Genomic DNA, 25,653 nt, shown 5'->3' with positions numbered 1-25,653 from the left:
GACGCCGGAGAAGGGCCGCGCCATGCCCCCGAGCGGCCTCGTTGTGAGGTCGGATGCAGCTCTCTGAAGGGAAGAACGCGATGCACAAGCTCGTCCTCCTCCGCCATGGCGAGAGCCAGTGGAACAAGGAAAACCGCTTCACCGGCTGGGTCGACGTGCCGCTCAGCGAAAAAGGCGTCGAGGAGGCGCGCGGCGCCGCGCAAATGATCGCAGCCGAGGGGCTCACGTTCGACGTGGCGTACACGTCGGTGCTGAAGCGCGCCATCAAGACGCTGTGGATCGTGCTGGAGGAGCTCGATCGGATGTGGATCCCCGTCACCGAGAGCTGGCGGGTGAACGAGCGGATGTACGGGTCACTGCAAGGGCTCGACAAGGCCGAGACCGTGGCAAAACACGGCGAGGCGCAAGTGAAGGTCTGGCGCCGGAGCTACGACACGCCGCCGCCGGCAATGACCGAAGACGACCCGCGCTGGCCCGGAAAAGATCCACGTTATGCGTCCCTCCGCAAGGAGGAGCTGCCGGCAAGCGAGTCGCTCAAAGACACGGTGGCCCGGTTCCTCCCCTTCTGGGAGTCCGACATCGCACCCGCCATCCGCAGCGGCAAGCGCGTGATCATCGCAGCCCACGGAAACAGCCTCCGCGCGCTGGTAAAGCACCTCGACGGCATTTCCAATTCGGAGATCGTCGAGCTGAACATCCCGACGGGCGTTCCGCTGCTCTACGAGCTCGACGCGAATCTGAAGCCCATCTCGCGCCGGTACCTCGGCGACGAGGAGGCCGCAAAGGCCAAGGCCGAAGCGGTCGCGAATCAGATCAAAGCACGGTAGAGGCGTTTCGCTGGGGCTTTGCCCCAGGCCCCAGCAGGGGCTATCCGCCCCTGCACCCGGACCAGCGCAAGCGCTGGACTCGGGGTCGATGAACTGCGCAATGCGCAGTTCATCGAACAGCCGGGTCAAGACCAGCGACGACCCTGCCAACCAAAACAGCGGCGCTGACGCTTCGACTGGCAACGCGGTACCACCGGCCTGTGGGAAGAACTGCGCATTGCGCAGTTCTTCCCCCTGAGGTCCAGGGCTGGCCCTGGTCCGGGTCGAGGGGCGGATAGCCCCCGCGGGGTCCGGGGCAGCGCCCCGGCGCGACGCCTCATTGCGAGGGTCACTCGGTGCGGAGGAATCGGGCTTTGATGCGTTTCACGCCCCAGCCGGAGAATTTTACGGTGGCGATCGGGTCGTCGCCGGGGTCGACGTCGACGATGGCGCCGACGCCGAACTTCTCGTGCATGACGCGCGCCCCGCGTGCGAGGCCGCTTTCGCTGGAGGCTTCGGCTGGCTCGCGCTCGATGTACCGCTCGCCGGGCGCGCGGGCGGGCGTGGAATGTGGGGAGAATGGGCGCGCGGGCGCTTCGGTGCCGCGATCCATGGGGTGCACCCAGGGTCCTCGTGGACGCGCGGGTTCGTCGCGGTAGCCGTCGCGGAACGAGCGCTCGCTCGATGCTGCGGCTGTCATGAGGGGTTTTACCGAGGCGACGGGGAAATCGGCGATGAAGCGGCTTGGCACGCCGAAGCGCGTGTTGCCGAAGATCATGCGCCGCGCTGCGTGGGTGACGTAGAGGCGCTCTCGGGCACGCGTGACGGCGACGTAGGCGAGGCGGCGCTCCTCCTCGATGTCCTCGTTGCGCTTGGGATCGGGGCCTTTGAAGGGGAAGATTTCGTCCTCCATGCCCGTGATGAAGACGGTGTCGAACTCGAGGCCTTTGGCTGCGTGCACGGTCATCATCGAGACGCGCGGCGCGTCTTCGAGCGCGTCGATGTCGCTCGAGAGCGTGATGCGCTCGAGGTAGCCCGAGAGCGTGCCGACCTCGCCCCCTGCTGCGGCCTCGGCCTCGTAATCGAGGATCGAGCCGACGAGCTCCTGGAGGTTTTGCTTGCGCGCGTCGCTCTCGGCGCTGTCGTCATCGTCGAGCATCCGCGCGTAGCCCGTGCGTTCGAGCACCTCGCGCGCGAGGTCGCTCGGTGGCGCCGAGGCGGCTTTTTCGCGCAGGCCTTCGATGAGGTCGCGGAAGGCGAGCAGGCTCTTCTTTGCGGCTGTGCCGAGGCCGCCGCGGTCCGTGAGGGGCAGGATTGCCTCGTAGAGCGGCACGTTGAGCGCGTTTGCGACCTGCGTGAGCCGATCGAGCGTGGCGCCGCCGATCTTGCGTGATGGCACGTTGATGATGCGCTCGAGGTCGACGTCGCTCTTCGGGTTGTCGAGGATGCGCAGGTACGAGAGCAGGTCCTTCACCTCGGCGCGCTCGAAGAAGCGCATTCCGCCGACGATCTGGTACGGGATGCGCTCGGCGCGCAGGACCTCTTCGAGCACGCGTGACTGGGCGTGCACGCGGTAGAAGATCGCGACCTCGCCGAGCGGGACGCCGCGTGCCTGGGCCTCGCGGACACGATCGGCCACCCACGCCGCCTCGTCGTGCTCGTTCTGCGCGGCCACGACGACGACGGGCTCGCCGCTGTCGCGCGCGGTCCAGAGGTCCTTCGGCTCGCGATCCTTCGCGGGTTTGATCACGCCGAGCGCGGCCCGGACGATGTTGCCCGAGGACCGGTAGTTCTGCTCCAGCTTGACGATGGCGGCGTCGGGGAAGTCGCGCCGGAAGTTCCGGACGATGCGCACGTCGGCGCCGCGCCAGCGGTAGATGCTCTGATCGTCGTCGCCGACGACGCAGAGGTTGCGGCTCGCGGCGAGCGCGCGCACGAGGCGGTACTGCACCTGGTTGACGTCCTGGAACTCGTCGACGAGCACGTGCCGGAAGCGCGCGCGGAGATCCTCGCCGGCGAGGCTCTTCGGATCCTCGGCGATGCGGAGCACCGAGAGGATGAGGTCGTCGAAGTCGACGGCGTTCGCCTTGCGGAGGTACCGCTCGTAGCCCTCGTAGACCTTGAGGATCGCGTCGTCGAAGAAGCCTTGCGGCTCGAAGGCGTCGGGGCCGCGTCCCTCCTGCTTCTCCTTGTGGATGCGCGAGAGGACCTGCCGCGGCGGGTAGCGCTTGTCGTCGAGCGACAGCTCCTTCAGCACCCGCGCGACGACCGCGCGCTGATCGGAGTCGTCGTAGATGACGAAGTTGCGCTCCATGCCGGCGGCCTCGTGGAAGCGGCGGAGCAGGCGCGCGCACGTCGCGTGGAACGTGCCGATCCAGAGCTCCTTGGCGATCTCGTCGCCTGCGAGGCTCGCGATGCGGCGGCGCATCTCGCCGGCCGCCTTGTTCGTGAACGTCACGGCGAGCACGCGGTACGGCGGCACGCGGTGACCGGCGAGGAGGTTCGCGATGCGATACGTGATGACGCGCGTCTTGCCGCTGCCCGCGCCCGCGAACACGACGAGCGGGCCCTCGGCGTGGGCCACCGCCCGCGCCTGGGGCTCGTTGAGCTCGTCCGCCGGTTCAGGGAACGTCGGCGGAGGAAAGGCGACCAATTCCGTCACGCACGGGGCCGTAGCACGTGCCTCCGCGCGACGGGAGTCCCAGACGCTTGACGCAGCGTCCGTCCGCTCGCATGACGCGGTCGCCGAGCCAGATTTTTCGTCGAAAAACCCGCGACATCCCCCCTCTCCTTCGGCACCCTCCTTTCCAAAGATGCGCATCGCGCTCACCTACAACCTCAAGATCACCGGCTCCCCCGAGGAGGCGGAGTTCGACAGTCCAGCGACCATCGACGCGATCGAAGGGGCCCTCGTGCGCGCAGGCCACGAGGTCGAGCGCGTCGAGGTCTCCGGCCCTGCCTCGCGCGTCATCGCGCGGATCGAATCGATCTCGCCCGACCTCGTGTTCAACATGGCCGAGGGGCACAAGGGCAAGACGCGCGAGGCGTTTTACCCCGCGCTCTTCGACGAGCTCGGCTTCCCGTACACGGGCTCGGACGCGTACACGCTCTGCCTGACGCTCGACAAGGCGCTCACGAAGCGCACGCTCGCGGGCTTTGGCGTGCCGACGCCCCGCGCGCGGCTCGTGACGCGCGTGGCGATCGAGGGCGGCGCGCTCGACGACATCACGTTCCCGGTGATCGTGAAGCCGAACTTCGAGGGCTCGTCGAAGGGCATCTCGGGCGATTTCAGCGTCTGCGAGGACGGGCACGAGCTCGCCGAGGTCGTCGACCGGCAGCTCGCGCGTTTCCCCGCGGGCCTGCTCGTCGAGCGCTTCCTGCGCGGCGTGGACGTGTCGTGCACGTTCATCGAAGGCCTCGGCAGCGACGGGATCCTCGATCCGGTCGAGTACGTGATCGATCCTCGGTACTCGAACCTTTACAACGTCTACGATTTCCACCTGAAGAACGTGCGGCCCGAGCACGTGACGCTCCGCGTGGCGGAGCTGCCGACGGCGGTGCTCGATCGCATCCAGGCGCTGACGCGCAGGATCGTGCGGGCGCTCGATCTCAAGGACCTCGGCCGCTGCGAGTTCCGCGTGGCCCCGGGGTCGCCGCAGACGGGCTACGACATCCACTTCCTCGAGGTCGACGCGCTGCCCTCGCTCGATCCGAGCGCGGCGATGTTCGTCGCGGCGAGGAAGGGCGGCTTCGACTTCGACGGCGTGATCCGCTCGATCGTGCGGAGCGCGTGCAAGCGTCGGGGCATGTCGCAGTTCATCGACGGCGCGACGCATCGCCGCCCGAAGAAGACCGCGCTGCGCGTGGGCTTCACGTTCAACATGAAGCGCGACGGCGGCGACGCGGAGGCCGAGTTCGACTCGCCGCAGACGATCGACGCGATCACGAACGCGATCGAGAGCTTCGGCCACACGGTGATCCCGCTCGAAGCGAAGCCGGATCTGCCGCACCGGCTGCTCGCCGCGCAGCCCGACGTGGTCTTCAACATCGCCGAGGGCGTGCGCGGCCGCGGCCGCGAGGCGCAGGTGCCCGCGATGCTGGAGCTGCTCGGCATCCCCTACAGCGGCAGCGATCCGACGACGCTCTCGCTTTGCCTCGACAAGGGCCTCACGAAGCAGATCCTGCGCGCCTCGCGGATCGAGACGCCCGAGTGGCAGGTGCTCACGACGGGCCGCGAGAAGCTCAAACCCTTCCGCTACCCGGTGATCGTCAAGCCGAACGCGGAGGGCACGTCGAAAGGGATCAGCAGCGCGTCCGTGGTGCCGGACGAGGCGAGCGCGCGCGCCGCGGCGAAGATCCTCGTCGAGCGGTACGGGCAGCCGGCGCTCGTCGAGGAGTACATCGACGGCCGCGAGTTCACGGTGGGCCTGCTCGGCGATCGCCGCCCGCGGGTCCTGCCGCCGATGGAGGTCGTGTTCGTCGATCCGCCCGCGCACCCGGTCTACGGCTTCGAGGAGAAGCAGATGGGCACGAAGCTCGTGCGCTTCGAATGCCCTGCGAACCTCACTTCATCGGAGGTCAAACGGATCGAAAGGATCGCGCGCGACACGTTCCTCGCGCTGCACTGCCGCGACGTCGCGCGGATCGACCTGCGCATGGCGAAGGACGGCACGGTGTACGTGATCGAGTGCAACCCGCTGCCCGGTCTCACCCCGGATTTCAGCGATCTCTGCGTCATCGGCAAGGTCGCGAGCATGGACTTCCGGACGCTCATCGGCGAGATCCTCGCCGGCTGCATCAAGCGGTACCGCGGCGAGCGCGCCGCAGCCGCGCCGCCTCTGGTGCAGGTCCCGCCCGCGGCCCAGGCGCACGGGCTGCTCCCGCTCCTCCCGGCGAACGGGGGCTCCGCGAAGGCCAACGGGTCCTGATCGAAACATCCGTCCCGACTGGCCGGAATTCAGTCGCGCACGTCCTGCACACCGCCCCGGCCCGCGCCTTGCGTGGGGCCGGGCATGGGATCTTCGGCCAGGCGTCGGTTCTCCCTGCTCGCGCTCGCGTGTGGCCTCGCCGCGTCGGTCGTGGGCTGTGGGCGCGGTGCGGCGCGACGCGCGGCCGAGGCGCCCCTCGCGCCCGAGCCGCCCACGTATGCCGTGGTGATCGCGCCGGGGACCTACTTTCCCGACTGGCCTTCGTTGTCGGTCGGAGGAGAGCCGGAGTACGACGAAACGCGCTCGATCGAGGTGCGCGAGACGCTGCCGCCCGAGGGCCCGGCGGCCCAGGTGCCCATGCGGATGAGCGGCAGCTCGCGCTAGATCGGACGGAACCACGCACGCGGTGTTTCCCGTTTCCGCGTGTCCTGGTTTAGACTTTGGTCTCCGCCGTGAGACCCCCTGAACCCGAGCTCCAAAGCGTGAGGCCGAGCCCCTGGGCGGAAGGGTCGATCATCGGGGGGAAATATCGCCTCACCACGCCCATCGGGGCCGGCGGCATGGGGCAAGTTTGGCGCGCCGAGCACACGTCGCTCGGCACGACCGTGGCGGTGAAGCTCGTCGATCTCGCGTCGTCGCAGAACCCGCAGGAGACGATGGCGCGCTTCCTCCACGAGGCGCGCGCCGCGGCGAGGCTGAAGAACGAGAACGTGGTCCAGACGATGGATCACGGCGCGCAGGGGCACGTCGCGTACATCGTGATGGAGCTGCTCGAAGGCGAGAGCCTGGCGAAGCGGCTCAGCCGCACGCACGTCCTGCCCGCGTCGGACGCGGTGCGGATCTTCCGCGAGATGGCGCGCGCGCTGGAGAAGGCGCACAAGCAGGGCATCGTGCATCGCGACCTCAAGCCGGAGAACGTCTTTCTCTCCGTCGAGGAGGGCCGCGAGGTCGTGAAGATCCTCGACTTCGGGATCGCGAAGACGGCCGACGGCGGCCACGATCCGCACCTGAAGACACACGCGGGCACGGTGCTCGGGACGCCCGCGTACATGAGCCCGGAGCAGGTGCTCGGCAAGGAGCTCGACTACCGCTCGGACCTCTGGCAGCTCGCGATGATCGCGTTCGAGTGCGTGACGGGCGTGCGCGCCTTCTCGGGCAGCACGCTCGGCGAGCTGTTCATGCGGATCTGCTCGGCGCCCTTGCCCATCCCGTCGCAGGTCGCGCGGAACGTGCCCGTCGGCTTCGACGCGTGGTTCGCGCGCGCGGCGCAACGCGAGCCGAAGGAACGGTTCCAGTCCGCGCGCGAGCTCGCCGAGGGGCTCTCGCTCGTGCTCCTGCGCAGCCAAGGCGGAGGCGCGGCGACGGTGCCGCTCGGCTCGATGATGCAGTCGGGCCGGGTCGAGCCGACGGGGCGAAATACGGCGTGGTCGAGCGGAGCTTCGAACCCGAGCTCGCGGCGCGCGCTCACCATCGCGCTCGCGGTGCTCCCGGTGCTGCTCATCGGCGTGGTCGGTGCCGTGTGGATCGTGAAGGGGCGTGACCCAGGCCCGCCGGCCCCGACGCCCTCCGCGGTCCGCCCCGCCGCGAGCGAGCTTGCCCCCGTGAGCCCTCCGAGCGCCGCGACGATCCCCGCGCCAAACGCGCCCGTCACGGCGCCCGCCACGACGAACGACGCAGGCGCGCCGCCCGCGCCGAGCACCCCCGACGCGGGCGCAGGCCCGAAGATCCGCAGCGGAAACAAGACGAACACGAAGGAAGACGTCCTCGGCTTCTAGACGAGCACGAGCCCCGACGAACCGATGAACCGCCCTCCCCCGAAGCCCACGCGAGCGCCTCTCCGGACGTGCCTCACGCTCGCCTTCGCCGCGCTCACATGGCTCGCGCCGGCCGTGAGCTCGGGGCAGGACTTCGCGACCCGCAGCGCCGCGCGCAAGCTCGGCGAGGAGGGCATCGTGCTCTTCGACAAGGGCCAGTACGCCGAGGCGCTCGAGAAGTTCAACCTCGCCGATCAGCTCGTCCCCGCGCCGACGCTCGGCCTGCGCGCCGCGCGCAGCCTCGTGAAGCTCGGCCGCCTCGTCGAGGCCACGGAGCGCTACCTCGCGGTGACGCGCATGGATCTCTCGCGCGCGCCCGTCACGCCGGCCTTCCGCAAGGCGCAAGCCGACGCGCTCAAGGAGCGAGAGGAGCTCCTGCCGCTCATCCCGAGCCTGACGATCGAGGTCACGGGTCCCCTCGGCGACGGCATCACGGTGTTCGTCGACGGCACGCAGATCCCGCTGGCGCTGCTCGGGCAAAAGCGCCCGATCGATCCCGGACAGCACGAGGTCGAGGTTCGTCGCGGCGAGACGAAGGTGAAGAAGAAGGTCGACCTCGTCGTGAAGCAGACGGAGAAGGTCGTGCTCGTGCTGCCGCCGCTGCCGAAGCCGAAGCCGCCGGAGCCGGATCCTTTCTGGAGGACGATCGCCTGGGTGGGAATCGGCGTCGGCGCAGGCGGCATGGTGGCGTTCGGCGTGACGGGCGGGCTCGCGCTCTCGAAGGAGCAGGAGCTCACGTCGAAGTGCCCGAACCGGACGTGTCAGCCAGAGTTCCACGCGGACGCTGACTTCTTCGACGCGCTTCGTTACGCGACGACGGCGGGCCTCGTGGTCGGCGTGGTGGGGCTCGGCGTGGGCGTGCCACTGCTCATCGCAGGCCCGACGCAGAAGCCCAAGAAGGACGAGAAAAAGGCCGCGATCACGTGGTCACCCGTCCTCGGGCTCGGCACGGCCGGCGTACGCGGGACGTTCTGAGCATTCCGCCCACGGCGGGATCGCAAAAGTGCAAGCAGCCGCGCGCCCGCCGTTTAGCCCTGCAAGACGTCCTGGACAAAGGGCCCTCAAGAAACCCTTTCTTTTCGGGCATTTCCAGCGACTCCCGGTCATGGACCGCTCCTTGCAAAAGAACGGTTCATGCCCCGCGTTTTGATCATCGACGACGACCCGAGCTTCGGACAGCGTGCCGTGCGTTGCCTGGAAAAGGCGGGCATGCGGGCGCGGTTCCACGAAGGACCGTTCGGCAGCCTGCACGCAGTCCGCGAGACGGGCTGCGAGATCGTGCTCGTCGACGTGGACATGCCCCGGCTCGACGGCGGTCTGCTCGTGAAGATGATCCGCGATGCATTCGGGCTCGGACAAACCCGGATCATGCTGGTCGGAGACAGGTCGGACATGGAGCTCGCCGATCTCGCGATGAGCGTGGGTGCCCACGGGTACGCATCGAAGAGCGTGTCGGACACCGAGCTCGCCGGGCGCGTCGCCGGGCTCGCCATGCGAAAACCGTCGCGGCGGCCGTCGCCGGCGATGGGCTGAGAAGAGCCTTTCCTCCCGAAGCCGTTGCGCTGGGGCTTTGCCCCAGGCCCCACCGGGGCTGTCCGCCCCTGGACCCGGACCAGCGCAAGCGCTGGACTCGTGGTCGATGAACTGCGCATTGCGCAGTTCATCGAACGGGCCGAGGCAAGACCACGAGCGACCCTGCCAACCAAGACAGCAGCGCTGACATTTCAACCGGCAACGCCGTCTCAACGGCCTGTGGGACGAACTGCGCGATGCGCAGTTCGTCCCCAAAAGGTCCAGGGCTTGCGCTGCAAAGAGGGGGCGAACAGCTTCAAACTCTTTCCCCGCATCGACTGCGCTTCGCGCAGTCGATGCCCAGAGGTCCAGGGCTGGCCCTGGTTCGGGTCGAGGGGCGAAGAGCCCCCGCGGGGCCCGGGGCAGCGCCCCGGCGCGGCGCCCCGACTAGACCCCGACGCGCCGTGAACGCAGGCGCCGGACGAACGCCGCGAGGCCGAGCGCGAGGCCCACGATGCCCGCGGATCCCGCGTCACCGCGCGTGCTGCCTGCTGCGCGGCAATCGCAGCCGCCGTCGTCCACCACCGGGCCGCCGCCCGTGCCGGTCGAGCCACTCGCGCCCGAACCGCCTGCGCCGCCCCTGCCGCCGTCACCGCCGGCGCCGCCTGCTCCGCCGCCGCCGCCTGCGCCGCCTTCGCCCGTCTCGCAGACGCCCACCTGGCAGGTGCCGTCGGTGCAGCTCGTGCCGTCGGGCACCAGGCCGTCCGTCGGGCAATCGCTCGTCGCGCCGTCGCACACCTCGGCCACGTCGCATTCACCTGCCGCCGCTCGGCATTCCGCGCCCGCCACCGCGAACGCGTCGGTCGGGCAATCCACGGTCGCGCCGTCGCAGCTCTCGGGCGCGTCGCAGAGGCCCGCTGCCGCGCGGCATTCGGTGCCGGCGCTCGACAGCATGTCCGCCGGGCAATCGCTCGACGCGCCGTCGCATGCCTCCGCCGCGTCGCAAGCGCCCGCCGCCGCGCGGCACTCGGAGCCCGCCGCGACCTTCGCGTCCGCCGGGCAAGCGCCGTTCGCGCCGTCGCACTTCTCCGCCACGTCGCAGCCGCCCGCTGCGGCGCGGCACTCGGTGCCGGCCGGGACGAGGTTGTCGCCGGGGCAGAGCGGCGTGAACCCGTCGCAGATCTCGTCGACGTCGCACGCGCCCACGGCCGCGCGGCAAACGCTGCCGCCTGCGGCGAACATGTCCGCCGGGCAATCATTGCTCGCGCCGTCGCACGCCTCGGCCGGATCGCAGCCGCCGATCGAGGCGCGGCACTCGGTGCCCGCCGCGACCTTCGTGTCGGCGGGGCAGGCCGTGTTCGTCCCGTCGCACATCTCGGCGACGTCGCAGGCGCCGCCCGCCATGCGGCACTCGGTGCCGGCTGCGGAAGGCGTGCAGGTGCCGATCGCGCCCGCGAGGTTGCAGGCCTGGCAATCGCCCGCTGCGCTGCCGCCGCATGCCGTGTTGCAGCAGACGCCGTCGGCGCAGAAGCCGCTCGCGCAGTCCTTGCCGACCTGGCACGCCTGCCCGATGTCGAGCTTGTTCTGCGGCGTGAACATGTACGCGGCGCCCGTGTTCGCGGCCGGGCCGTCGTGCGACTCGGACCCGACGATCGCCCAGGAGCCGCTCACGCCGACCGCGTGGCCGAATTGATCTCCGAGCCCCGCGTCCGAGCCCGTGAGCTTCTTCTCCTGGGCCCAGACGCCTCCGGTCCGCAGGAACACGTACGCCGAGCCGGTCGACTGCGGGTCGTCGTACCGCGCGCCGATGACCGCCGTGTCTCCGACGAGCGACACGGAATACCCGAACTGATCGCCGCCGTCGCCGTCCATCGCGAGGATCTGCGCCTGCTGCGCCCAGACGCCACCCGTGCGCGTGTACGCATACGCCTTGCCTTGCGAGGCGAGCGCGAACGGCGCGGCGATGAGGGCGGTGTCGCCCGCGACGGCGACCGAGTAGCCGAACCAATCGTTCGCCTTGCCGTCGGGCGGGGCGAGCTTCGCTTGTTGCGCCCAGGTGCCGGCGGTCCGGAAAAACACGAACGCCGAGCCCGACACCGAGCCATTGTCGTCGTCGCCGTACGCGCCGACGACGATGGTATCGCCCGAGATCGCGACGGACGTGCCGAACTCGTCCTGCGTCGCGGCCGCCGCGCCCGCCGTGAGCTTTCCGCCTTGCGCCGCGAACGTGGTCGCGCCCTTCAAGTAGACGTAGGCCGATCCGGAATCGGTGTTGGGCGTGGTGTCGTCGAACGGCGCGCCGACCACGAGCGTCGTGCCCGAGAGCGCGACCGACGAGCCGAACCGGTCGCCCGACGCCGCGTCGGCCGCCGTGATCTTCTGGAGGTACGCGAAATTCGAGCCGAAGGCCGTCCGCTGGTAGACGAAGACCACGCCGCGGCTCGCGTTGTCGATGGGCGCGCCGACCGCGATGATGTTGCCCGAGATGGTGACCGCGCGGCCGAACCGATCGCCGGCCGTGAGCGAGGCGTCGTTCGAGAGGAGCCTTTGCGACTGCGTCCACGTGTTGTTCGCGGCGTTCCGGAGGAACACGTACGCCGAGCCCGCGTCCACGCCCTTCACCGCGTCGTCGTCGTCCGGCGCGCCGATGACGGCCGTGTCCCCGTCGATCGCCACGGCATACCCGAACGCGTCGTCCGCCGCCGCGTCGTTCGCCAAAAGCTTCTGCGTCTCGGACCATACGATGGGGTCGACCACGATCGGATAGATCGCGCCGGTGTCGTCGACGTGAATGGAGAGCCGCCCCTCTTCCGCCGAGAGGAAGGACGGGAGCACGCGGCCCTGGGCGTCCGTGACGTAGAGGTCGGTGTAGCGGAGGATCACCTCCCCCGCCTCGTCGCGCAGGAGCGCCGCGTCCGCCTCGGCCGTGAGCTCGGGCAAGAGCCCCTCGGCGCGCATCGAGAGCGTCACGGCCCCGCCGCCGTCCTCGCGGCACGCGGGCCTCGTCGCGAGATCGAAGCCCTGCTCCAGGCCGAGCGGGCCATTCAAATACCACTCCACGACGTCACCGCGTCGATATTCGGCGCGATTGCCGCTCGCCTCGGGCGAAGCCGCGGCGGCCGGCGCGAGGTCCCCCTCGCAGCCCACGGCATCGAGCGAAAGCTCGAACGGGCGATCGGCGCGCGCATCCACCGCGACCCGCACGCCGGCCGCGGAGAGCTCCGCGGAGAGGCCCTGCGCCGGGTTCCGGGCGGAAATCGCGCCTTTCGCGCCGCGCTCCAGGCGATACGCGGGTGAGGCGTCCTTTTGCACCGCCGCCACGTAGGCCGCGCGCAGCCCCGCGTGATCCACCGCTTCCCCCGCCGGGGGCTCCTTCGCCTGCGCCGAAAGGGAAGCATCCCCCGATTGCGGGCCCCTGTCGTCCGCCCCGCACGCTGCCGCCAGCGAGACCGGAAGAGCAAACCACCATCGCTTCGCTGCCAACATTCTTCACCCCGTATCGTGAAGGGAAAAAGCTACACTCTGGACGAGCGGACATCTTACCAAAGCCGCTCTTGCAGAGCGACGCCTTACGGCGGGGACGCGTCGGCTTTGGCTACGCAGGTGCTCCAGGTCGCGTTGGGAAGATCACGAAAAAGTACACTTGCGAGCTACCTGCCCCGTTGATGTAGCGGCGTGAACGACTATGCTGCGCCGCCATGTCGGAATTTTTGGTGGAGAAGAAGCGCACGCACTCCTGCAACGCGCTGCGCACGAGCGACGTCGGCAAAGACGTCGTGCTGATGGGCTGGGTGGCGCATCGCCGGGACCACGGCGGCCGTGTGTTCATCGATCTGCGGGATCGCGAGGGCCTGACGCAGGTGGTCTTCGGCCCGGAGATCGGGAAGGAAGCGCACGAGCTCGCGAGCGAGCTGCGCTCGGAGTACTGCATCGGCATCGCCGGCAAGGTGGTGACGCGCGTCTCGTCGGGCGGGCAGCCCAATCCGAAGCTCGCGAGCGGCGAGGTCGAGGTGAATGCCGAGACGCTCCACATCTTCTCGCGCTCGGAGACGCCGCCCTTCCTGATCGAGGACGACATCGACACGCGCGAAGAAATCCGGCTGAAGCACCGCTACCTGGATCTGCGCAGGCCCGCGCTGCAGCGAAACTTCCTGGTGCGCTCGAAGCTCTACCGCGCCGCGCGTGATTACTTCCACGGCGAGGGCTTCACCGAGCTCGAGACGCCTTTCATGGTGAAGTACACCCCCGGCGGCGCGCGAAACTTCCTCGTCCCCTCGCGGCTGAATCCCGGCAACTTCTATGCGCTCGCCGAGTCGCCGCAGATCTTCAAGCAGCTCTTCATGGTCGCGGGCTTCGAGCGATATTTCCAGATCGTGCGTTGCTTCCGCGACGAGGACCTCCGGCTCGATCGTCAGCCCGAGTTCACGCAGGTCGACGTGGAGATGTCCTTCATCACGGAGGAGGACATTCACACGACGATGGAAGGCCTCATCACCCGCATCTGGAAGGACGTGCTCGACGTGGAGCTGCCGCGCCCGTTCCAGCGGATGAGCTACCACGACGCGATGCTCAAATACGGCTCCGACAAGCCCGACCTGCGCTTCGGCCTCGAGCTCGCCGATCTGACGGAGATCCTCCGCCCGCTCGACGGCGGCGGCGTGCCGCTCTTCAAGGGCGCGCTCGACCAGAAGGGAATCATCAAGGCGCTGCGGATCCCGGCGAAGGAGGCCGCGTCGCTGTCGCGCACGGAGGCCGACAAGCTGGAGGAGTTCGTGAAGGGATTCGGCGCGCGGGGCCTGGCACGCGCGCGCGTGGGCGAAGGCGGCGAGTGGACGCAGTCGCCGCTCAGCAAGACCGTGACGCCCGAAGCACGCGCCGCGATCAACGCCGCGCTCGGCGCCGGCACCGGCGACCTCCTGTTCTTCCAGTTCGGCTCGTTCAAGCTCGTGAACGCAGTGCTCGGCGGCCTGCGCCTGCACCTCGGCCACAAGCTCGGCCTCATCCCCGAAGGACAGTGGCGTTTCCTCTGGGTCACCGATTTCCCGATGTTCGAGCAAGCCGAGAGCGGGCAATGGGTCGCCGCACATCACCCGTTCACGTCCCCGAAGCCGGAGCACGTGCAATACCTCGGCACGGACAACGGCCGCGTGGAGGCCCGCGCCTACGACCTCGTCCTCAACGGCAACGAAATCGCAGGCGGCTCGATCCGTATCCACCAGCGCGAGGTGCAAGCCAAGGTCTTCGCCGCACTCGGTCTCTCGGAGGAAGATTTCCGCGCGAAGTTCGGCTTCCTCCTCGACGCATTCCGCTACGGCCCGCCCCCGCACGGCGGCATCGCCTTCGGCCTCGATCGCCTGGCCATGCTCCTCTGCAACGCAAGCAGCCTGCGCGACGTCATCACCTTCCCGAAGACACAAAAAGGCACGGACCTGATGACGGACGCCCCCACCGGCGTCGCCCCCGAGCAGCTCGACGAGCTCGGTGTGCAGTTGAAGAAGGTCTGAGCCGGACGCGGGGCGTCGCCCCGCACCCCAGAAGGGGGCTGTCCGCCCCCTTCACCCCGGACCAAGCGCGGCCTGGACCGAAAGCGTAGAAACCGCGCGATGCGCGGTTTCTACGACGGGCTTGGACAAGACCAGAACCCCCTCGCCGCTCAAGGCTCCACGGAGACGTCGAGCCTCGCTTCGAGCGATCCCATGTCGAAGTAGTCTGGCTTGTGGTTTTTCGTGACGTTGAGGAGCGTCACCGTGAACCGGAGCTGACCGGCCTTCACCGAACGCTCGGTGCATCTATCCATTTCGCTCCCGTCGATCGCGATCACACTCTCCACGAGCGCCGACTGAGGATCGTGCACGTCCTCGAGCCCCGCGATCAGGATCTCCACGCCGGGCGCGTACGAATCACCATCCCCCCCATTGTACGCCTGCCCTGTCCAGCCAAAGAAGTAGGCATATCCAACAGGATGGCCTTCGATGGCCTCGATGGTCGCCGTGACCCCCGTGCAACAAAAGGGCCCAATGGCCTCATTGTTGTTCGGTGTCCCCTCGTCGGGCAGCAGGAACGTCGACTGAACGAGCGATGTGTCGAGCTTTTCCGGGCCCGGACAAGCATCGAGCCCCGGCTCGCCCTCGCAACCGAAGGAGAGCGCCGCCAAACCAACCAAGAACCACTCTGCAAAGCGCATGGCCAGCGCGAGTGCACGATTGATGCCAGCCGATGCACGGCACGATCCCAGGAGGAAAAACGCGCCAGAGCCGCGGACGGGTGACAAGGTGTCGTTTGTCGCCCCCAAATGCGCCAGGTTGTCTCGGCATGGCCGCGCCGCGCATTAGCCAAGTCGCTTCGCGAGGCCGTCGAGCACGGTCTCGAGGCCGCGCTCGAACGTGTCTTGTGGATGCTTCGCGTCGCGAACGACCTTCGCAATCATCGGGAAGTTGCCGGTCGAGATCATCTGCTCGACGTAGGGCCAGCTCGCGGTCTGCCACTCCGCCTGGTTCATGCCGCTGCCCAAGTCCGAGGCCTCGCTCTGGATCGCGCCGATCGCGTAAGCCTTCACGAGCCGCAGGGCGCCGATCGCGTCGTCGACGTCGACGCCGCCGAGCGACGCGAGCGACGCCTCCATGTACGCGAACGCGTTCGCGCCGAGATGCGGCCTTCCGCCGAGGAGCCCGATGAACCACGGGTGCCGCCGCGCGGCCGCGCGCAGTCCTTCCGCGATCGAGCGGAGCGCCGCGCGCCAATCGCCCGGCGTCGGAGCCGAAAGCTCGCCGTAAACCTCGTCGACCATCAGCGCGAGGAGCTCCTCTTTGTCCTCGACGTGCCCGTAGAGACGCATCGGTCCCGCATCGAGAGCGCTCGCGACGTTGCGAAGCGACACCGCGTGGAGGCCGTCCTTGTCCGCGAGCGCAAGGGCCGCGCGAACGATCACCTCACGCGTCAGCGGAACGAGATCGACCCTCGAGGTTTTTTTCTTCGTCGCGCTTGCAGACCGTCCCATGCCGATACAGTGTATCGATACACTGTATCGAAGCAAGTCCTAACGGCGGCAAGCGCGCCTCCAAAGACCAGAAAGTCCCTCATGAGCACTGAAATCACTCCTGTTTTGGTCGTCGGCGGAAGCCTCGTCGGCCTCTCCACCGCTCTCTTCTTGGCGTTGCACGAGGTGCCCTGCGTCCTCGTCGAGCCGCACCTCGCGAGCCATCCGCATCCGCGCGCGGTCGGCTTCACGACGCGCACGCTCGAGCTCCTCCATCTCGTCGGCATCGAGCTGCCCGCGATCCCCGCCGGCTTCAGCCTGAAGCGGGCGCGTGTCGAGAGCCTCGCCGGCACGTGGCACGAAGAGAGCGCGTGGACGCCCAAGGCCCAGCCGATGACCGAGGACTCCCCGTTCCGCGGCGCTGCGATCGCTCAGGACAAGCTCGAGCCGATCCTCCGCGACGAAGCGAAGCGGCGTGGCGCCGACATCCGGCTCGGCACCGAGCTCGTTCGGTTCGAGCAAGACGACGACGGCGTGACCGCTCACCTCCGGGACAAGAGCGGCCGCGTGTACATGATGCGTGCCTCTTACATGGTCGCGTGCGACGGCAACAAGAGCCCCGTCCGCGAGGCGCTCGGCATTCCGCGCAAAGGCCCGGGCCCGCTCGAGACGATGCGGAGCGTCCTCTTCAAGGCGCCGCTCGAGAGCTACCTCGAGAAGGGCGTGCATCAATTCGAGATCGACCAGCCCGACCTCCAGGCCTTCCTCACGACGTACGGCGACGGCCGCTGGGTCCTCATGTTCAAGGACGATCTCGAGCGCGACGAAGCGGCACTCCGCTTGGCGATCAACAAGGCCATCGGCAAGGACGACATCCCGATCGAGATCATGACGAGCGGCCGCTGGGATCTCACCGCGCTCGTCGCGACGCGCTTCTCGCAAGGCCGCGTCTTCCTCGCCGGCGACGCCGCGCACACGCTCCCGCCGACGCGCGGCGGCTACGGCGCGAACACCGGTATCCACGACGCGCACAACCTCGCGTGGAAGTTGAAGGAAGTCCTCTCGGGTACATCCGAGCCGTCGCTCCTCGACACCTACGACGCCGAGCGACGACCGGCCGCGTGGACGCGCCTCGAACAGACGTTCGTGCGCCCCGATTACGCAAAACGCGCGCGCGGGTTCGCGGACGGCGTCGCGATCCTCGACGAGGCCGGCATCGAGCTCGGTCAGCTCTATCGCACGCTCGCGACCGATCCCGCGCTGCCCGAAGCGAAGCGCCCCGACGAATGGCGCGGCGAGCCCGGTACGCGCGCGCCGCACGTGAAGCTCGAGGACGGCAGCTCGACGCTCGACTGGTTCGGCCGCGGCTGGGTCCTCGTCGCGGCCAACGACGCGTGGAGAGCAAAGCCTGGTGTCGTCGTCGTCCACGCGCCGGAGAACGTGCGCGAAGCCTTCGGCCTCACATCGACCGGCGCCGCCCTGATTCGTCCCGACGGGTATATCGCGTGGCGGAAGGACGCGCCCTGAACGGGAAGGGTGAGGCTGGGGGTCGTGCGGCGTCGCAATTCAACAAATCGAACGCCTGGAAAGCCCCTCCGGCTCAGGGAATGCCTTCGGCCGTGAGCGCCGCGCGGACGGCTGGGCGCGCGGAGAGCCGCTCGACGTATGCGCCAAGCGCGCCGGGCAGCTCGACCCGCAGCAGGTGTCGATACGTTCGCAGCGCGAAGTACGCGTACGCGTCGAGAATGGTGAACGCGTCGCCGTGGAGGAACGGGCGATCGGCGAGCGCCTCGGCGAGCAGCGTGACGCGGCTCGCGAGGCGCTGCGCGGCCCAGCGTTTCGACTCCTCGCTCACATTGGGCATCAGGGTGAAAGGCGCGAAGCCCTTGTGCAGCTCGGTAGCAATGAACTGCAGCCATTCGTCGAAACGAACGCGCACGAGATTGCCGCGCGGCGGGGCAAGCTTGGCCTCCGGCCAGGTGTCGGCGATGTAGTTCAGCAAGACCGCTGTCTCGGTCAGCAAGGCGCCGTCCGAAAGCAGCAGCGCGGGCACGTAACTCTTGGGGTTCAACTGCGCGAAATCGTCGCCGTCTGCGGTCTTCTTGCTCCTCAAGTCGACGCGCGCGAGCTCGAACGTCGCGCCGGCCTCACGAAGCGCGATGTGCGGCGCGAGCGAACAGACACCAGGCGTGTAGAAAAGCTTCATCGTCTCGGTCATGCCCGCAGTCTAGGCAGCCGCCGCAGCTTGAACAATGAAGGAAGATTGATCACTCTGTCCAGCGCCATGAACAGCCGCCCCGACTTCGCCGCCATCGAAGCCTTCGCTCGCGTCGCCGAGACGGGCAGCTTCCGCGCCGCCGCCCTCGCTCTGTCCGCGCCGGTGTCGACCGTCAGCGTGCAGGTCAGCCGTCTCGAGCGGCGCCTCGGCGCCCGGCTGCTCGAGCGCACGACACGGCGCGTCCGCCTGACCGAGGAGGGGCGCGAGTACCTCGAAAAAGTGCGCGCCGGACTCGACGCGATTGCCGAGGCGGAGGGCGCGGTGTCCTCACGCGGCAGCGAGGCCCGCGGGCGCCTCCGGGTCGCCGCGCCGGTCGAGTTCGGGCAGGCGGTGCTCGGGCGCGTCCTCGGGCGCTACGCGAAGGAGTGCCCGGGCGTCGCTGTCGAGGTCGAGCTCGTCTCCGAGCGTGTCGATCCGGTGCGCGACGGCTTCGATGTCGTGCTCGAGGTCGAGCCGTGCGACAGCGTGTCGCTCGTGGCGCGCAAGCTCGGTGCGCCCTCGCGGCGTCGCCTCGTGGCCAGCGCGGACTACCTCGCGCGTCACGGCGTCCCAGCGCATCCGCGCGAGCTTTCGCGGCACACGTGCCTGGTGATGGGCACCCGGCGCGAGGCGGCAACGTGGCGCTTCACCCGCGGCGGCACGAAGCTGTCGATCGTGCACCGCCACGCGACCGCGAACAGCTGGGCGCTGCTGCGTGACCTCACCGTTGCCGGCTGCGGGATCAGCTGCCTGCCGGACTACCTGGCCGCGCCTGCGATCTCCGAGGGCAAGGTCGAGGAGGTGCTCGCCGCGTACGCAATGCCCGCGGAGCAGATGTACGCGGTGTATCCCCGCAGCCAGCACGTGCCCACGCGCCTGAGCACGTTCGTCGCGGCGCTGCGCGACTTCCTCGAGGTGTGGCCTGGCTGCCTGCCCAAGCCGCTTCCGCGGACGTCCGCGGGGGGCGCGTGACGCGCCGTGCGACATTCCCGGCACCGAGGACACCGGTCGCGCGCGGTCTCGTTGACAGTGCGGCCCAACCCTGGCTTGCTGGCCGACGCGTGGGGGCGCATGACGCCCCCACGCGCGGCAGAAGCCGGCGTTAGGCAAAACCCAGAAAAACCAAAACCACCCACGGAAAGGCGGTGAGTTGCCCTATGAAGGTCCTGATGTTCTATGAGACTGCGCCAGATGGGCTCCCCAAGGCGCGGGAGCACTTCCCCGCCCACCGTGCACGCCTGGCTGCGTTTCATGAGCGCGGTGTGCTCTTGATGGCCGGGCCTTATGGAAACCCACCCGTCGCAGCCCTCGGCATTTTCACCACGCGCGAAGCTGCTGAAGAGTTCGTCAAGGACGACCCGTTCGTTCTGCATGGCGTCGTCGCGCGGTACTACTTTCAGGAATGGAATGAGGTACTGACCGGGGAATGACGGTTCGGGCGAAGGGCCCACGTACGCACGAGCGGGGGCGCTTCTGCGCGCGCGGGCGCGCCCTCCCTCAAAAGATGCGCGGGAGAAGCCACGCGGCGACCGAGATCAGCCCGGCCGTCCCGACGAGCGGCCAGAAGCCCTTGATCTCGAAATCGTCGATGAACTTGTCGGTGACATAAAGCAATATCGCGTTCACGATCAGGCCGAGCACGAGGTAGGGCAAGCCGAACGTGAGCAGGGCGGCAGGCAAGAGCACGACGGCGAGCACGGCCCGGAGCAGCCACCCGACGAAGAGGTTGAGCAGCGCGAACGCGACAGCGATGCCGATCGCCGTGTTGCCCTTGCGGACCCGCACGCCGGGCACGATGGCGCTCGCGACGAGGACCGCGAGCCCCGCCGCGATCGCTTGACTGAGGAACGTCTTCAACATGAGTGTCTCTCCCGGAGGCCGGTTCCCCCATCCGTCGAGCGGGCCGGTCCCGACCTCTTTCTGACGCAGATGCGCGCCCTGCACAACCCGACGCTCGCCGTGGGGCTCAGCTCAGGGAGGGGTGATGCAGAACAACGTCGACTGGTCGATGCCGTCCTTGTAGGCGACGTATCCCGCCGTTTTGGGGGCGACGCACTGCGACGGCGCAGAGGCGAACGGGATGCAGGTCGCGGCCATCGGCCCGGCGTCGCCGTCGTCGTCCAAGCACATTCCTGGCTGCCCAGCCCCGCCGCAGTAGAGCGCGCTGGGGTTCATGGTGCAGGTCTCCCCGAGGAGCGCGTCGTCGATCCCGCTGTTCTGAAGGATCGCGACGTCCAGGCAAAGGTTGTAGCCGCCGCCGCAGTGGGTCCCGGCCGGACAGTCAGGCGCCGCCGCGTGGAGATCGCAGACCTTGTGGCAGATGGCGCCCATGCCGCCGTCGAAGCATCGCAGGCCGAGCGTGCAGTCCGAGTCCCACTGCGTGTCGCTCACCCGCGTACACGCCTCGCCTTCGACCTTCGCTCCGCCGGTGACGCACTCGCCGTCGGTCCCGACCGCGTTGGTGGGCATGCAGAACTGGTCGGCGGGACAGGCGTTCGCCGTGTAGGGGACGCAGCCCTTGGGACGGCGGACGTCATAGGAGGCCTCCTGGATCCAGTAACATTGGCCGCCGTCGACCCAGCCATACACGCCGGTCATCGCGTCCTTGACGACCTCACGCAGCTCGACATACCGAGCGACGCCGGCCGTCTGGTGCGGCGTCACGCGAGCGGTGATCTCGAGCTCGCCCGACTTGGCTGCGAAGGTCTTGAGATACGAGCCCTCCGCGAGGTCCTCCTGGAACACGGCGCACGTGTTGCAGGTCGGGACGAACGTCGTCTTGAAATCGGGGAGCGCGTGGGTCGGGGCGCCGTCCATCGTGTGGATGCCGACGTCGAGGGCGCCGTCGAAGAAGAGCCGGAGCCGGTCGACGAGCGCGGGGTCTCCGGAGATGTTCGCGAGCGAGCTCGGCGTGCGGATGGTGGGCACAGAGCCCGAGGTGTCGAACGTGTTCTCCTGCTGGCTCAGGAGCTCGATGCCCGCGAGCGGGAGGTCCACACAGTCCGCGGGCTTCATGGGTTGCTGGCCGCCCGCGCCGCCATCGCCGCCTACGCCGCCCATGCCGCCCGTGCCGCCTGTGCCGCCCGCCCCCCCGACGCCGCCTCCGGCGCCGCCGTCTCCTCCCGTCCCGGTGCTGCTACTCGAGCTCGCGGAAGAGCTCGAGCTCGTCGATGTCCCGCCGCCCCCTGAGCAGCCCACCACCAGCGCAGCCACGCCGAGCGCGAGGGCAGTGATGGCCCGAGGACGATCTCCCAAAAATCTCGTGTGTTCCATGACTTGCCAGTAGCAAGCCTCGAGACGCGGCGTAAAGGCCAGCGCACCAACTCGCCGCGCGAGCTGGTTGCTCGCATGGGACGTCGAACGCATCCGGGCGCCTTCGCGCCTACACCGCCACCACGGCCCTCTCTCCCGCCCGGGCCGTGATGCCGCACGCGAGCTCGCACGTCTTCCCGTCGAGCGTCAGGAGCAGCTTCTCGACGGCGAGCTCGCCTTCAGCAAGCTCAATCGAAAGCCCGTCACCGTCGAGCGCTAGCGACCCCCAGCCGGTCGTGGTGCTGAAGAAGGTGCGGAAAGGCCGGCCGGCGAGGCGCGGCCCCAGCCGGAGGGTCCGCGTGGCCGCCGCGTAGGCGAAGCCAGCCAGCGAGCCGATGAGGGCGTAACTGGACATCGCGCGCGCATAGTAGTTGCCGCACTCGTACTCGTTCCAGGGGTTGCGCGTGCGCCCGTCGTAGCGGCTACGCGCCGCCCGGACGATGGTCAGGCCCTCGTCGACCAGGCCCTCTTCGATGAGATGCGACGCCACTTGGTACTCGATGCCGGTCCATACCTCGTCCGAATAGGGAAAGGGGAGCGTGGGTTTGTCGCCGTTCGGCCAGGAGCAGAGGAGCAGGCCGGGCTCGTGGCCCCAGGCATAACCAGGGCGCTGGGTGCATGCGTGCTCCCACAGGTCGGCGCGGAAATTGTAGCGGAAGATGGCAGCCAAGCTCTTCGCCACGTTCGCGCGGTTCAGCGGGGAGTGGATGCCATAGATGCGCGCCATCCAGGCGCCGATGACGCCGTCCGAGAGGCAGCCCTTCCCGTACTGATACTTCGGCCCCTCGGCCTTCAGCAGGCGCTGCACCTCCCCGCTCGATTCGTCCACCTTCGCGATGCTCTCGGCGAAGGACGTGTCGCGCAGGCCTTCCCAGATCACCTTCTGGACGTAGTATTCTCCATTGAATATGTGTTCTCCAGAGATGTGCCGGGAAACGAGCGTCCACATCATCACGGCTACGTGCGCGCTGTATTCGACTCGGATTCGCCACGCGTTCCGCAGGTATTCGCGTCGCTCCATCATGACGAGCCACGAGCAGCGGGTCGAGTTGGCTCGTCCGCTTTGCCCTCACAACCGCTTCTTCACGCGCTGAATTGCGTTGCGTCCGCGCCGCCCTCAGCCCACGTCCGTTCCCGTGGGACCGGCCTCGATCGGCAAAGAGAACGAAAACGTGGTGGTCTCCCCGGGGACGCTGTGGGCAAAGACCCGCCCTCCATGCGACTCCACGAGACCCCGCACGATGTAGAGCCCCAGCCCGAGCCCCTTGATTGCGCTGCCTTTCGCGCGCCCTCGCTGAAATCGCTCGAACAGGGTGCGCATGTCCTCCGGGGTGATGCCTGGCCCCTGATTTCGCACCGTCACCACCGCCTCGTCGCCGCGCCGCTCCGCGAGGATCTCGATCAGCGTCCCCGGCTCGCCGTATTTGATCGCATTGGACAGGAGGTTCTCCGCGACCTGCTCGATCCGTTGCGCGTCCACGAAGAGCGCCGGGAGCTCGCCGCGGATCGAGAGCGTCACGCGCTCACGGCTGCCGCTCGCCTCGATGACCCGCGCGAGCAGCGCCGGGATATCGGTCGGCGTGCGCAAGAGCTCCAGCCTGCGCGCCTCGATCCGCGACAAATCGAGCAGGTCGCCGATCATGCGGCTGAGCCGCGCTGCGCTCCCGACGATACGCTCGCCGCGGGTGCGCGCCGTGGCGTCGGCGCAGGAGCGCGCGAGGCCCCCGGCGAGCATCAGGATGGTCGCGACCGGCTGGCGCAGGTCGTGCGCCACCACGCTCGTCCATTCCTGGCGCAATCGTTCGAGCTCCTTGAGCGGCGTGATGTCCTCGTAGGTCACCACGGCCCCGAGGATCCGGCCTCGCTCGTTGCGAATGGGCGACGCATTGGTCAACACCGGCACGTCCGGTTCGTGGGGCGCCCGGATGAGCAGCTCCCGCCCGGTGACCACCTCGCCGTTCAGGGCTCGATCGAGCGAGAGATCCCCCTCGGGGATCGGCGAGCCGTCCGGCAGGTGAAGCCGTTGCCGCAAGAGATGGCGCACGTCCGTCGGCATGGCCACGCCCATGAGCTCCTCGGCCTTCTGGTTCATGCGAAACTCCGACTCCTTGTCGACCTTGCAGAGGACGATTCCAATGGGCGAGCGCTCGATCACGGTCCGGAGCCAGCGCTGCTCCATCGAAAGGGCGTGGACGAGCCGTTCGCGCTCCGCTTCGAGCCGGCGTCGCTCGGTCACGTCCTCGTTGACCACGACGGCGCCGAGGACCCGCCCCTCGGCATCGCGCACCGGCGCCGCCGAGTGCAGGAGGATCTTGTGCGTGCCGTCGAGCGCCTCGATTTCGATGAGCTCGTTCAGCGAGGTCTCGCCCTTTTGTATCGCGCGCGCGGCCCCCCAGTCCTCGGGCGCGATGGGTCTTCCCGTGTCGAGCCACCATCCCTTGTAAATGCCGAATTGCTCGATACCGACGTACCGGGCGCCGGCCCATACACGTCTCCCGGCGGAATTGCCGAGGAGGATGGTCCCGCGGTCGTCGATGACCCATACCCCGACCGGGAGCGTCTCGAGCACCTGCCGCAGGAGCCGCTCGCTCTTCTGGAGCGCCATTTCCGCGCGGCGCTGGTCGGTCACGTCCCGGACCGTGCCGCACATGCGAATCGGGTGACCCGCCTCGTCGCAGATCACGTCGCATTCCTCGTGCACGATCCGCTCCTGGCCATCAGTGAGAATGCGGTGGTCGATGGAATACGGTTTGGTCCCGCGGAGGGCGCGCTGGACCGCCTCGTCCACGTCCGCGCGATCGCCAGGGTGCACGAGCGCGAGGAACTCCTCGTACGTCTTGGGGCCGGCCGCGGGGGTCAGGCCGAAGAGGCGATGACATTCGTCCGACCAGAAAAGCTCGTTCGTGTCGATGTCCCATTCCCAGCTCCCGATCTGGGCGATCCGCTGGGCGCGGGCGAGGCGCTCCTGGCTCAGGCGCAGCGCGTCCTCGGCTTGCTTGCGCGCGCTGACGTCACGGATGATGGCCACGTGCCTGCCCGGCACGAAATGCGCCTGCGCCGTGAAATCTGCGACGAACGTGCTGCCATCGACGCGCCGGAACGGCCCCTCGGCCCGCCTTCGCCCCGACGCGAGGAACGCGGCCCACCTCTCCCGAAGCTTGGCCCCGATCTCGGGCGGCCGGAGATCGAATACGGTCCGCTGCAAAAGCTCGTCTCGCGTCCCGCAGAAGAGCTCGCAGGCGCGCGGGTTGACGTCGACCAGGCGCCCTTCGTCGTCCGCGACGAGAATGCCGTCGAACGCATTCTGGAACAGGCCGCGGTATTTTCGGTTTTTCCGCTCGACCTCGGCGCTCTCCGGACGCGTGGAAGCGAGCGAGGCTCCAATGAGTGCGGCGAGCGCAGACAGCATCGGCAGCATCCGATCCGGGCCGTTTTCGGCCTGCCGCAGGAAGCAAACCAGCACCCCGAGCTCGCGCTCCTCGGCCACGAGGGGCACCGCCAGGGCTCTCGGGCCGCAGCCGAGCTCGGCGGCCACGCCGACGTCGAAGGGGCGGTCCTCGACTTCGCCGTCGATCGCCATGGCCCTCCGCGTGCGAGCCACTCGTGCTGCCAGGGCGGCGGATTCGAGCGGGAGCGAGCCGACGCGGGCGAGCAGCGCCTCGGGGGCGCCGTGATGCGCGGACACGACGAGCGTTTGCCCGTCCTCGCTCGGGACGTAGAAAAGCGTCACGTAGGCGCCGAGCGCCGAGGCCACGAGCTCGATGGCGAGCCGGTGCGCGTCCCTCCGCTCGAGCCCACGTCCGAGGAGGCGAGACGCGAGGGCGCAATACGGATCTTCGTGGAAAGAAATGATACCTTTGTCGACCCCCGTCATATTTTCCTGCCGGGTTCGCCCACGCGGACGAGTGCGCAGGCAACTCTCGCAGTACAACACGCTCGAGGTTGTATGTCACGCCGGCAACGTTTGTCGGACGCAAGAATCCACCGGGCGCTCTCGCCCGGCGGATGGGATTCCCTGCTCGTACTGCCCACGGACTCTGCCGATCTT

At 68.6% G+C, this 25,653-nt stretch carries 19 protein-coding genes; 10 read left to right on the top strand and 9 right to left on the bottom strand.

Translation table 11 applies throughout. The features are described from left to right. Nucleotides 1–80 precede the first annotated feature (80 nt). Nucleotides 81–827: a 2,3-diphosphoglycerate-dependent phosphoglycerate mutase gene (gene gpmA, locus QHF85_RS22195; RefSeq protein ID WP_348652753.1), complete on the top strand. Its 747-nt coding sequence runs from the start codon at nucleotides 81–83 to the stop codon at nucleotides 825–827. A 328-nt stretch (nucleotides 828–1,155) separates the two neighbouring features. Here the strand turns inward: gpmA and QHF85_RS22190 are convergent, their stop codons facing one another. Then, nucleotides 1,156–3,468, bottom strand: coding sequence for a UvrD-helicase domain-containing protein (locus QHF85_RS22190; protein ID WP_281329265.1), 2,313 nt, complete (start codon nucleotides 3,466–3,468; stop codon nucleotides 1,156–1,158). 151 nt (nucleotides 3,469–3,619) lie between these two features. Here QHF85_RS22190 and QHF85_RS22185 point away from each other — a divergent pair, with 151 nt between their 5' ends. The 5 genes from QHF85_RS22185 to QHF85_RS22165 all read left to right on the top strand — a co-directional run bounded on the left by QHF85_RS22185 (nucleotide 3,620) and on the right by QHF85_RS22165 (nucleotide 9,081). Continuing rightward, on the top strand, nucleotides 3,620–5,734 hold the full coding sequence (locus tag QHF85_RS22185; protein ID WP_281329264.1) for an ATP-grasp domain-containing protein: 2,115 nt from the start codon (nucleotides 3,620–3,622) through the stop codon (nucleotides 5,732–5,734). Between the two features lie 84 nt (nucleotides 5,735–5,818). Next, entirely contained in the window at nucleotides 5,819–6,118 is a 300-nt protein-coding gene (locus QHF85_RS22180) for a hypothetical protein (RefSeq protein ID WP_281329263.1), read from the top strand. 98 nt (nucleotides 6,119–6,216) lie between these two features. Then, nucleotides 6,217–7,509, top strand: a complete 1,293-nt coding sequence (locus QHF85_RS22175) for a protein kinase (protein ID WP_281329262.1) — start codon at nucleotides 6,217–6,219, stop codon at nucleotides 7,507–7,509. Between the two features lie 24 nt (nucleotides 7,510–7,533). Further along, on the top strand, nucleotides 7,534–8,523 hold the full coding sequence (locus QHF85_RS22170; RefSeq protein ID WP_281329261.1) for a hypothetical protein: 990 nt from the start codon (nucleotides 7,534–7,536) through the stop codon (nucleotides 8,521–8,523). 159 nt (nucleotides 8,524–8,682) lie between these two features. After that, nucleotides 8,683–9,081: a response regulator gene (locus QHF85_RS22165; protein WP_281329260.1), complete on the top strand. Its 399-nt coding sequence runs from the start codon at nucleotides 8,683–8,685 to the stop codon at nucleotides 9,079–9,081. Between the two features lie 426 nt (nucleotides 9,082–9,507). On the opposite strand, the gene QHF85_RS22160 is transcribed toward QHF85_RS22165, so the two are convergent. Beyond that, entirely contained in the window at nucleotides 9,508–12,546 is a 3,039-nt protein-coding gene (locus tag QHF85_RS22160) for a hypothetical protein (RefSeq protein ID WP_281329259.1), read from the bottom strand. Between the two features lie 212 nt (nucleotides 12,547–12,758). On the opposite strand from QHF85_RS22160, the gene aspS reads away from it, so the two are divergent. After that, complete coding sequence (gene aspS, locus QHF85_RS22155) at nucleotides 12,759–14,564, top strand: aspartate--tRNA ligase (RefSeq protein WP_281329258.1); 1,806 nt, start codon at nucleotides 12,759–12,761, stop codon at nucleotides 14,562–14,564. 149 nt (nucleotides 14,565–14,713) lie between these two features. Here the strand turns inward: aspS and QHF85_RS22150 are convergent, their stop codons facing one another. Both QHF85_RS22150 and QHF85_RS22145 read right to left on the bottom strand, forming a co-directional pair. Beyond that, the gene (locus QHF85_RS22150) at nucleotides 14,714–15,244 is read right to left on the bottom strand and encodes a hypothetical protein (protein ID WP_281329257.1); all 531 of its coding nucleotides are present in this window, start codon (nucleotides 15,242–15,244) and stop codon (nucleotides 14,714–14,716) included. Between the two features lie 144 nt (nucleotides 15,245–15,388). After that, the gene (locus QHF85_RS22145) at nucleotides 15,389–16,057 is read right to left on the bottom strand and encodes a TetR/AcrR family transcriptional regulator C-terminal domain-containing protein (protein ID WP_281329256.1); all 669 of its coding nucleotides are present in this window, start codon (nucleotides 16,055–16,057) and stop codon (nucleotides 15,389–15,391) included. Nucleotides 16,058–16,138: 81 nt separating this feature from the next. Between QHF85_RS22145 and QHF85_RS22140 the strand changes: the two genes are divergently transcribed. Further along, nucleotides 16,139–17,563 carry an FAD-dependent monooxygenase gene (locus QHF85_RS22140; RefSeq protein ID WP_281329255.1) on the top strand — a complete coding sequence of 475 codons (1,425 nt, stop codon included), beginning with the start codon at nucleotides 16,139–16,141 and terminating at the stop codon, nucleotides 17,561–17,563. Nucleotides 17,564–17,636: 73 nt separating this feature from the next. Here QHF85_RS22140 and gstA read toward each other — a convergent pair whose 3' ends face one another. Continuing rightward, nucleotides 17,637–18,254, bottom strand: coding sequence for a glutathione transferase GstA (gstA, locus tag QHF85_RS22135; RefSeq protein WP_281329254.1), 618 nt, complete (start codon nucleotides 18,252–18,254; stop codon nucleotides 17,637–17,639). 66 nt (nucleotides 18,255–18,320) lie between these two features. Here gstA and QHF85_RS22130 point away from each other — a divergent pair, with 66 nt between their 5' ends. Together QHF85_RS22130 and QHF85_RS22125 are read left to right on the top strand one after the other, a co-directional pair. Continuing rightward, nucleotides 18,321–19,265, top strand: coding sequence for a LysR family transcriptional regulator (locus QHF85_RS22130; protein ID WP_281329253.1), 945 nt, complete (start codon nucleotides 18,321–18,323; stop codon nucleotides 19,263–19,265). 185 nt (nucleotides 19,266–19,450) lie between these two features. Next, nucleotides 19,451–19,723, top strand: a complete 273-nt coding sequence (locus tag QHF85_RS22125) for a YciI family protein (protein WP_281329252.1) — start codon at nucleotides 19,451–19,453, stop codon at nucleotides 19,721–19,723. 67 nt (nucleotides 19,724–19,790) lie between these two features. On the opposite strand, the gene QHF85_RS22120 is transcribed toward QHF85_RS22125, so the two are convergent. The 4 genes from QHF85_RS22120 to QHF85_RS22105 form a co-directional block, all read right to left on the bottom strand. After that, nucleotides 19,791–20,153, bottom strand: coding sequence for a phage holin family protein (locus QHF85_RS22120; RefSeq protein ID WP_281329251.1), 363 nt, complete (start codon nucleotides 20,151–20,153; stop codon nucleotides 19,791–19,793). 111 nt (nucleotides 20,154–20,264) lie between these two features. Then, nucleotides 20,265–21,566 carry a hypothetical protein gene (locus tag QHF85_RS22115; RefSeq protein WP_281329250.1) on the bottom strand — a complete coding sequence of 434 codons (1,302 nt, stop codon included), beginning with the start codon at nucleotides 21,564–21,566 and terminating at the stop codon, nucleotides 20,265–20,267. Between the two features lie 109 nt (nucleotides 21,567–21,675). Continuing rightward, entirely contained in the window at nucleotides 21,676–22,629 is a 954-nt protein-coding gene (locus QHF85_RS22110) for a GH116 family glycosyl hydrolase (RefSeq protein ID WP_281329249.1), read from the bottom strand. Between the two features lie 93 nt (nucleotides 22,630–22,722). Then, entirely contained in the window at nucleotides 22,723–25,479 is a 2,757-nt protein-coding gene (locus tag QHF85_RS22105) for a PAS domain S-box protein (RefSeq protein WP_281329248.1), read from the bottom strand. Nucleotides 25,480–25,653 lie beyond the last annotated feature (174 nt).

The sequence above is a fragment of the Polyangium sp. 6x1 genome (assembly GCF_029946515.1).
Classification (GTDB): Bacteria; Myxococcota_A; Polyangia; order Polyangiales; family Polyangiaceae; genus Polyangium.
Note: the sequence above shows the minus strand (reverse complement) of the source record. Positions and strands in the feature narration are given on the sequence as shown.

Bases quoted from the DNA above. Each gene is read 5' to 3' on its own strand.
- QHF85_RS22105 (WP_281329248.1), bottom strand. From the start codon at position 25,479: ATGACGGGGGTCGACAAAGGTATCATTTCTTTCCACGAAGATCCGTAT.
- QHF85_RS22180 (WP_281329263.1), top strand. From the start codon at position 5,819: ATGGGATCTTCGGCCAGGCGTCGGTTCTCCCTGCTCGCGCTCGCGTGT.
- QHF85_RS22160 (WP_281329259.1), bottom strand. From the start codon at position 12,546: ATGTTGGCAGCGAAGCGATGGTGGTTTGCTCTTCCGGTCTCGCTGGCG.
- QHF85_RS22125 (WP_281329252.1), top strand. From the start codon at position 19,451: ATGAAGGTCCTGATGTTCTATGAGACTGCGCCAGATGGGCTCCCCAAG.
- aspS (WP_281329258.1), top strand. From the start codon at position 12,759: ATGTCGGAATTTTTGGTGGAGAAGAAGCGCACGCACTCCTGCAACGCG.
- QHF85_RS22130 (WP_281329253.1), top strand. From the start codon at position 18,321: ATGAACAGCCGCCCCGACTTCGCCGCCATCGAAGCCTTCGCTCGCGTC.
- QHF85_RS22120 (WP_281329251.1), bottom strand. From the start codon at position 20,153: ATGTTGAAGACGTTCCTCAGTCAAGCGATCGCGGCGGGGCTCGCGGTC.
- QHF85_RS22170 (WP_281329261.1), top strand. From the start codon at position 7,534: ATGAACCGCCCTCCCCCGAAGCCCACGCGAGCGCCTCTCCGGACGTGC.
- QHF85_RS22140 (WP_281329255.1), top strand. From the start codon at position 16,139: ATGAGCACTGAAATCACTCCTGTTTTGGTCGTCGGCGGAAGCCTCGTC.
- QHF85_RS22110 (WP_281329249.1), bottom strand. From the start codon at position 22,629: ATGATGGAGCGACGCGAATACCTGCGGAACGCGTGGCGAATCCGAGTC.
- QHF85_RS22115 (WP_281329250.1), bottom strand. From the start codon at position 21,566: ATGGAACACACGAGATTTTTGGGAGATCGTCCTCGGGCCATCACTGCC.
- QHF85_RS22165 (WP_281329260.1), top strand. From the start codon at position 8,683: ATGCCCCGCGTTTTGATCATCGACGACGACCCGAGCTTCGGACAGCGT.
- QHF85_RS22150 (WP_281329257.1), bottom strand. From the start codon at position 15,244: ATGCGCTTTGCAGAGTGGTTCTTGGTTGGTTTGGCGGCGCTCTCCTTC.
- QHF85_RS22185 (WP_281329264.1), top strand. From the start codon at position 3,620: ATGCGCATCGCGCTCACCTACAACCTCAAGATCACCGGCTCCCCCGAG.
- gpmA (WP_348652753.1), top strand. From the start codon at position 81: ATGCACAAGCTCGTCCTCCTCCGCCATGGCGAGAGCCAGTGGAACAAG.
- gstA (WP_281329254.1), bottom strand. From the start codon at position 18,254: ATGACCGAGACGATGAAGCTTTTCTACACGCCTGGTGTCTGTTCGCTC.
- QHF85_RS22145 (WP_281329256.1), bottom strand. From the start codon at position 16,057: ATGGGACGGTCTGCAAGCGCGACGAAGAAAAAAACCTCGAGGGTCGAT.